Source organism: Arthrobacter sp. TB 26, assembly GCF_000427315.1.
GTDB lineage: Bacteria > Actinomycetota > Actinomycetes > Actinomycetales > Micrococcaceae > Arthrobacter.
Map to the genome: position 1 here is coordinate 1 of NZ_AUPJ01000458.1, position 6,520 is coordinate 6,520.

Sequence of the window (6,520 nt, forward strand, 5' to 3'; positions counted from 1 at the left end):
CGAGCCGGTCCCTGGCGTCACCGACCATAATGACCTCGCCGTCGAGCACGCAGCGCGGCGGCAGGTTTGCCTTCAACGCCTCGACGAGTTCGGGGAAGTAGCGGGTCAGGGGCTTGCCGTTGCGGCTGCCGATCTCCACGTCCCCGCCGTCGCGGAAGATGATGGAACGGAACCCGTCCCACTTCGGCTCGAACATCACCGGGCCATCGGGCAGGGCACTCACGGCTTTCGCCAGCATCGGCGCGATCGGGGGCATCAGCGGCAGTTGCATAGGCCCCATTCTGGTCCCGCAATCCGGTGCCCGCCAGAGGACGCGGGGCAGGGGCGGCCGGGGACGGTTTTCCTCGACAACCGGCCGGGCCGGGCCGGCGGGGGCGTCGACGCCGGTAACGGCGCCGGCGCGGAACGCTTACCCAGCTCTTACCGCGCCGAAACGCGGCGGCAACATTGGCGCACGACACTGGAAGTGCCGGCAAGAGCAGGCACCATTCTCCAGTCCGGGAGGCCCGCCATGTTGAAGGAAGCCAAAGCCCATGTGACCCGTGTCCGCGCCCTGGATCAGCTGCACCGCGGCGACGAGATCGAGGCGCGCCTGAAGGTCGGCCCCAACTACGACGACGTTGTGATCCGCCGCGGCAGCGTCCAGGAAACCGCGCCCGGAATCGGCGTCGTGTGGATCATGGACCGGCAGTCCGGCACCCGGAAAGCCATCAACACGGACGAATGCAGCCTCTGGCGGGTCGCCTGAGGCGGTGTTCGGGCGGAGCGCACCGTCCCCACCGCAGCGTTTGGACGGGGCCGCGGGCGTAGTCAGTAAGGACTGCCCGCGGTCAGGGGAGGCGCCACGTGGCTCATCCTGGATCCGGCCGCGACAGCGACTGCAACCACACGATCGCGCCGTCTGTCATCGGGTGGGGTGCGCCGAGCGTCTCGAGGAAGGAGCGCGCGTCGCACATCTCGGCCTCCCGCCGCACGGCGTGTACCGGCGTGCCCTCGAGTATCCGCGCCACGAGCGCATGGCCGGACGGTCCCAGCTCGGAGGCGATCTGGTCGATGACCCAGTCTTCGGCTCCTACTGCCCGGGCGGCCGTGACTGACTCAAGGATCGTCGTCGCGAGGCTCTTCATAAAAACGCTGCGAAGCAACTTCAGTCCGGCGGCCACTCCGGCCTCGTTGCCCACAGCGGCTGCCGGGATTCCCCACCCGGTGAGGACGGCCAGCAAATTATCGGCCCCCGCGCCGCTCAGCACCAGGGGCGTCCCGATCCGTGCACGCGGGACCGGCGCCAGGATGGCGACGTCGACAAACGGGATGCCGTGTTGCTCTGCTCGATTGGCCAGCCGCCGCTTTTCAGCCGGCGAGGCGGTGTTCATATCGGCGAAGATGCCCGCCGGCGCCATCGCGGGCAGCGCCTCCTCAAGAACCGCTCCCGCAGCCCGCCCCCCGACCAGGCTCAGCACCAGGTCAGCGCCGCGGGCTGCTTCGCCGGCGTCGCCAGCTGGTGTGACCCCGGCCGGAACAGCGGGGACGGCCGGATCGGCCGCCGTAACGTCTACTCCGCGACGGGCGAGGTCCGCCGCATAGATGCTCCCGGCTTCCCCGAGACCCAATACGGCGACGCGCATGCGGACACTCCCCTCCGCTGCTCCTAAGATTGTAGACAATATGGTGTCTCGCATCGGGGCCCCTTCCTTGTTCGGAGATTCTGGGAGTTGAGTGCACATGTCGTCAGCATCTGGCGGTCAGTCACTGGCGGCCGAAGCGGCAGCCACCGTCGACCCGAGGGTCACCGACATCATCCGGGACGCGATCATTCGGGGTGAGTACGCACCCAACCAGCGGCTCGTCGAGGCAGACCTCAGTGCCGCCTTCTCGGCGAGCCGGGCCACCGTCCGCACCGCGCTGCTCGAGCTCGCGGGCGAAGGCCTGGTGGAACGCCTGCCGAACCGCGGCTCCCGGGTGCGGGCGATTTCCGTGGACGAGGCCATCGAGATCCTCGAGGTGCGGATAGGTGTCGAGGGCCTGTGTGCGGCGAAGACAGCCGCGAGCCTTTCCGACGAGGACGCCGCGGCCTTCCTGCGCCTGCGTGCCCGGATGATCGAGTCTGTCTCCGAGGGCGATCTTGTCGAATACTCGCGCCTTAACCTGTACCTCGACGTCCGGATCCGCGAACTCAGCCACCATGCCACCGCCTCCGATGTGTTGGCCCGTTTGCACGCCCAGAGTGTCCGGCACCAGTTCAAGCTGTCGTCCCGGCCGAAGCGGGCGAAGGTCTCGGTGCTGGAGCACGCCGCGATCATCGACGCCGTCGTCGCCCGTGATCCCGACGCCGCCGAACGGGCCGTGCGCAACCACCTGCTCAGCGTCATCGATGCCCTGCGCGAGGTCTCGTCAGCAGACTCCGGACCAGCTCACGCCAGCTGAAGTCCGCCCTGCCTGACGGGCGTCAGGCAGGGGCAGGACCTCAACCGGCAGCAGCTCCCGCGGTGCGCCAGCCGCCGTGGTATTCGGTGCGGGCGGTCACGGCGTAGGGCGCGGGGCTCACGACGGCGCGCACGCTGAGCTGCTCGTGGGGCTCCACGGTGGTCTTGCGCGATCCGCCGTCGGGTTCACCCCAGACGACGCGGACTTCGGTGCCAATCTCCACGCTGGGGTCCACCGTCGCCAGCGACAGGCCGCGGCGCTCGTTGGCCGTGACGCCGGTGAAGAGCGACAGGCCCACCACCGCGCCGTCGGCGTCCACCACAGAGTCGTAGTTCGACGAGCCGTAGTTCGCGTTCGGGACGTCGAAGAACTGGTAGCCCGGTGTGTCGCGGTCGAGGAAGGACGCCCAGATTTTCGCCAGGTCCTCGTCGTTCCAGGCGAGCGTGACCTTCTTGCGCTGCCTGGCAGGATCGATCTGCTCCAGGGCGTCGCGGCCGATGAAGTCGTGGTCGAACTTCACGAACGAGCCATAGCCGAGTTCCCACGGCGTGAGGTAGTAGTCCTCGATGTCCATCGAGACGAAGGAGCCGGCGAGCGCATTGATCGCTTCGTAGCCCGTGGCCGGCAGCCATTCCCGGTAGGCCCGCTCGGCTTCGCTGCTGTAGATGGCCGGCAGCGGCGAAGGAATCCAGCCCGACTCAAGCGTGTTCGAGGAGTAGGCGCGCGAGCCGCAGGGTTCGATGCCGAACTCGGCACCGGCCTCGAGCACCGCGTCACGGATTGTGCCGTGCTGCTCGTAGGGTCCCCAGATCTCCAGTCCCGGGGCACCGGCCATCCCGTGGCGGAGGGTACGCACCTGTTCCCCGGCAATTGCCAGGTGGCCCATGTGGAAGAACTTCACCTGCTCGAGGGTTCCACCGTTGAGCTTCTCGATGATCTGCCAGGCGTTCGGGCCCTGGATCTGGAAGCGGTAGTACTCGCGCTGGACGGCCTGGCCGTAGGGGCGCGACGGCGACCGGTCGTCGTAGCGGCACTCGACGTCGTACCCGNCCCGCCGGTCTCGGCGTGGAACTGGAGCCAGTTCGCGGCCGGGGCGCGTCCGACGTAGACGAACTCATGCTCAGCCTGGTGGAAGAGGATGCCGTCGCCGATCACGCCGCCGTTGGACGCCGTCGGCACAAACTGCTTGGCGGTGTTGACGGGGAAGTTCGCGAAGCGGTTGACGCCCGTGTCGGAGAGGAGCTTAAGCGCGTCGGGACCGTTCATGAAGAAGTTCACCATGTGGTGGGACTGGTCGTAGAGCACGGCGGTCTCGCGCCAGGCGCGCTGCTCGCGGCGCCAGTTGGTGAATTCTGCGGGGACCACCGGGTAGATGTAGGTGCCAAGTTGTGAATTGCGCAAATGTTCGACGGTGTTGCCTGCCGCGTCGAGCACATCCTGCAGGGACTTCTGGGCCATCAGGTTTTCTCCTTCGGTATCACTGTGAACTCCCTCGTTCGGCCCACGGGGCAAATATCGCCGCAGGAGCATTCAGTCCGCGATTGGTGACAAAATTGTAGCCGATGTCTTGACCAGAGTGCCAGAGCGTGGTTCTCTGGCATTGTCCGCGGGTGCGGGGCTATGTCGAGAATGCACGGCGAGGATGCGGGAGCGATCCGGGAAGGACCTCATCATGGGCAACGGAGGCACTGTCCTCGTCGTCAGCGCACACGCAGGCGACTTCGTCTGGCGTGCCGGCGGGGCGATTGCCGCCGCCACCGCCCGCGGCGAGCGCGCCGTCGTCGTCTGCCTCTCCTATGGCGAGCGCGGCGAATCCGCCAGCCAGTGGCTGGCCGGAAAGACGCTGGACGAAATCAAAGCGCTCCGGCGCGGGGAGGCCGAGGCCGCCGCAGCGGCCCTCGGGGCGGAAATCGAATTCCTCGACGCCGGCGACTACCCGCTCCTGNCCGAGCCGGGAGCTGCTCGATCAGCTCGTGCGGATCTACCGCCGGGTGCAGCCCACCGTCGTGCTGACCCATCCCCTGCTGGACCCTTATAACGGCGACCACCCCGCAGCTGCCAGGCTGGCGATCGAGGCCAGGATTCTTGCCCAGGCGATCGGCTACGACGCCCCCGGCGAGGTGCTCGGGGCGCCGCCGGTGTTCTTCTTCGAGCCGCACCAGCCCGAGCAGTGCGACTTCAAGCCCGACATCCTGCTCGATATCACTTCTGCCTTTCCCGCCAAGCAGCAGGCCATGAAATGCCTGCCCGCCCAGCAGCACATGTGGGACTACTACACTTCGCTCGCCGTGCGCCGGGGCGTGCAGGTCAAGCGCAATGCCGGGCCGAACCTCGGCCTGCCGGTCGACACCAAGGGCGAGGCCTACATGCGCTACTACCCCCAGGTCACCGAGGTCCTCGAGTGAAGACCGTCGTGGTCACCGATGTCGAGCGGGCGGACGCCTCGTCCATCGATGCCCTCGCGGCGCACGGGGTGGCGACCGTGCACGAGGCGATGGGACGCAGCGGACTCGTCGGCGCCTCGCTCCGGCCCATCCAGGACGGGGCCAGGATTGCCGGCTCGGCCGTCACCGTGCTGTGCTGGCCGGGGGACAATCTTATGATCCATGCGGCCGTCGAACAGTGCCGCCAGGGCGACGTGCTGGTCGTGACCACCACCTCGCCCTCGCTGGACGGCTCGTTCGGCGAACTGTTCGCGACGGCGCTGCAGCACCGCGGGGTCCGCGGGCTCGTGACAACCGGCGGGGCCCGGGACGTCGCCGAGCTGCGTGCGATGGGCTTTCCTGTCTGGTCTGCCGCGGTCAACGCCCAAGGTACGGTCAAGGCGACGGCCGGCTCGGTGAATGTGCCGATCACCGTTGGCGGCGCCGTCGTCTGCCCGGGCGACGTGATCGTGGCCGACGACGATGGTGTGCTGTGCGTGCCGCGCGGCGGCGTGCGGGCCGCCCTCGAGGCCGCCGGCGCGCGGGTCGCGAAAGAGGCCGAATCGCGCGCGGCCTACCTCGCCGGCGAGCTCAGCCTGGACCGGAACCGGCTCCGCGGCCTGCTGGACGGTCTGGGCGTTCGCTACCTGAGCGCGGCGGAGTACGAGGCGGACGATGGCCGCGGCTGAGGGCATTCCGTGCCTCCTGATGCGCGGCGGAACTTCCAAGGGTGCGTACTTCCTCGCGTCCGACCTGCCCGCGGACCCCGCCGAACGCGACGGGCTGCTGCTGCGGATCATGGGCACCCCGGACCCCCGGCAGATCGACGGGCTCGGCGGCGCGCACCCGCTCACGAGCAAGGTCGCCGTTATCTCGCCGTCCGCCGACGACGGCGCCGACGTCGACTACCTTTTCCTGCAACTGGGGGTCGACACCGCGTTTGTCACCAGCCGCCAGAACTGCGGCAACATCCTGGCCGGGGTGGGCCCGTTCGCGCTTGAGCGCGGCCTGGTGCCGGCCGGCGGCGAGCAGACCGAAGTGCGCATCCGGATGGTCAACACCAACAGCATCGCCACCGCGCGCTTCGCCACCCCCGGCGGTGCGGTGGACTACGACGGCGGCCTCGCGATCGACGGCGTCCCCGGGACGGCGGGTGCGATCCGGCTCAACTTCGAGGGCACCGCGGGCTCGTCGACCGGGGCGCTGTTCCCCTCTGGCCGGGTTCTGGACCGCGTCGGGGACATGGAACTGACCTGCGTCGACAACGGCATGCCGACCGTGCTGCTGCGTGCCGCCGACCTCGGCGTCACAGGTGACGAACCGCCGGAAGAGCTCGAGGCGGACGCCGGCCTGGCCGCCCGCCTGGCAGAACTCCGCCTGGCCGCGGCCGGCCTGATGGGCATGGGCGACATCACCGGCACCACCGTTCCGAAGCTTGTGCTGCTGGCGCCGCCCCGGGCCGGCGGCAGCATCGCCACGCGCAGTTTCCTGCCCGTGCGCGTGCACACGTCGATCGGCGTGCTGGGGGCGCTCACGGTCGCCGCCGGGGTGCTGGCGGACGGGTCGGTGGGCCACGGAATCGCCGTGCTGCCGCCGCCGGGCGCCCCGTTCCGGGCCGAGCATCCCACCGGCCACTTCGACGTCGAGGTCGGGGTCGAGCCCTCCGCCGGCGG

Annotated in this window: 7 protein-coding genes and 2 pseudogenes; 6 read left to right on the forward strand and 3 right to left on the reverse strand. The window is 69.1% G+C overall.

The features are described from left to right. Positions 1-271: pseudogene (ligC, locus tag K789_RS0117560) on the reverse strand (ATP-dependent DNA ligase); the annotation flags it as partial. Positions 272-511: 240 nt separating this feature from the next. Between ligC and K789_RS0117565 the strand changes: the two are divergent. Then, a complete protein-coding gene (locus tag K789_RS0117565; protein ID WP_024367909.1) occupies positions 512-748 on the forward strand; it encodes a hypothetical protein in 237 nt (78 codons plus the stop codon). A gap of 103 nt (positions 749-851) precedes the next feature. On the opposite strand, the gene K789_RS0117570 is transcribed toward K789_RS0117565, so the two are convergent. After that, positions 852-1,625 carry an NAD(P)-dependent oxidoreductase gene (locus K789_RS0117570; protein WP_024367910.1) on the reverse strand — a complete coding sequence of 258 codons (774 nt, stop codon included), beginning with the start codon at positions 1,623-1,625 and terminating at the stop codon, positions 852-854. Positions 1,626-1,722: 97 nt separating this feature from the next. Between K789_RS0117570 and K789_RS0117575 the strand changes: the two genes are divergently transcribed. Further along, positions 1,723-2,424, forward strand: a complete 702-nt coding sequence (locus tag K789_RS0117575; protein ID WP_024367911.1) for a GntR family transcriptional regulator — start codon at positions 1,723-1,725, stop codon at positions 2,422-2,424. 40 nt (positions 2,425-2,464) lie between these two features. Here the strand turns inward: K789_RS0117575 and ligM are convergent. Beyond that, positions 2,465-3,882, reverse strand: a pseudogene (gene ligM / locus K789_RS23415) (vanillate/3-O-methylgallate O-demethylase). A gap of 214 nt (positions 3,883-4,096) precedes the next feature. Here ligM and K789_RS25840 point away from each other — a divergent pair. From K789_RS25840 to K789_RS0117595, 4 genes are all read left to right on the forward strand, one after another. Beyond that, positions 4,097-4,462: a PIG-L family deacetylase gene (locus tag K789_RS25840; protein WP_202805089.1), complete on the forward strand. Its 366-nt coding sequence runs from the start codon at positions 4,097-4,099 to the stop codon at positions 4,460-4,462. Beyond that, positions 4,431-4,829: a PIG-L deacetylase family protein gene (locus K789_RS25845; RefSeq protein WP_237739634.1), complete on the forward strand. Its 399-nt coding sequence runs from the start codon at positions 4,431-4,433 to the stop codon at positions 4,827-4,829. The genes K789_RS25840 and K789_RS25845 overlap by 32 nt, the downstream gene beginning before the upstream one ends. Beyond that, positions 4,826-5,536: a 4-carboxy-4-hydroxy-2-oxoadipate aldolase/oxaloacetate decarboxylase gene (locus K789_RS0117590; RefSeq protein ID WP_024367912.1), complete on the forward strand. Its 711-nt coding sequence runs from the start codon at positions 4,826-4,828 to the stop codon at positions 5,534-5,536. The genes K789_RS25845 and K789_RS0117590 overlap by 4 nt, the downstream gene beginning before the upstream one ends. Then, on the forward strand, positions 5,523-6,520 hold a 998-nt coding region (locus tag K789_RS0117595), incomplete at its 3' end, for a 4-oxalomesaconate tautomerase (RefSeq protein WP_024367913.1). The genes K789_RS0117590 and K789_RS0117595, both read left to right, overlap by 14 nt.

Excerpts from the sequence above, each read along its gene's own strand:
- K789_RS0117575 (WP_024367911.1), top strand. The coding sequence starts at position 1,723 with ATGTCGTCAGCATCTGGCGGTCAGTCACTGGCGGCCGAAGCGGCAGCC.
- K789_RS0117565 (WP_024367909.1), top strand. The coding sequence starts at position 512 with ATGTTGAAGGAAGCCAAAGCCCATGTGACCCGTGTCCGCGCCCTGGAT.
- K789_RS0117570 (WP_024367910.1), bottom strand. The coding sequence starts at position 1,625 with ATGCGCGTCGCCGTATTGGGTCTCGGGGAAGCCGGGAGCATCTATGCG.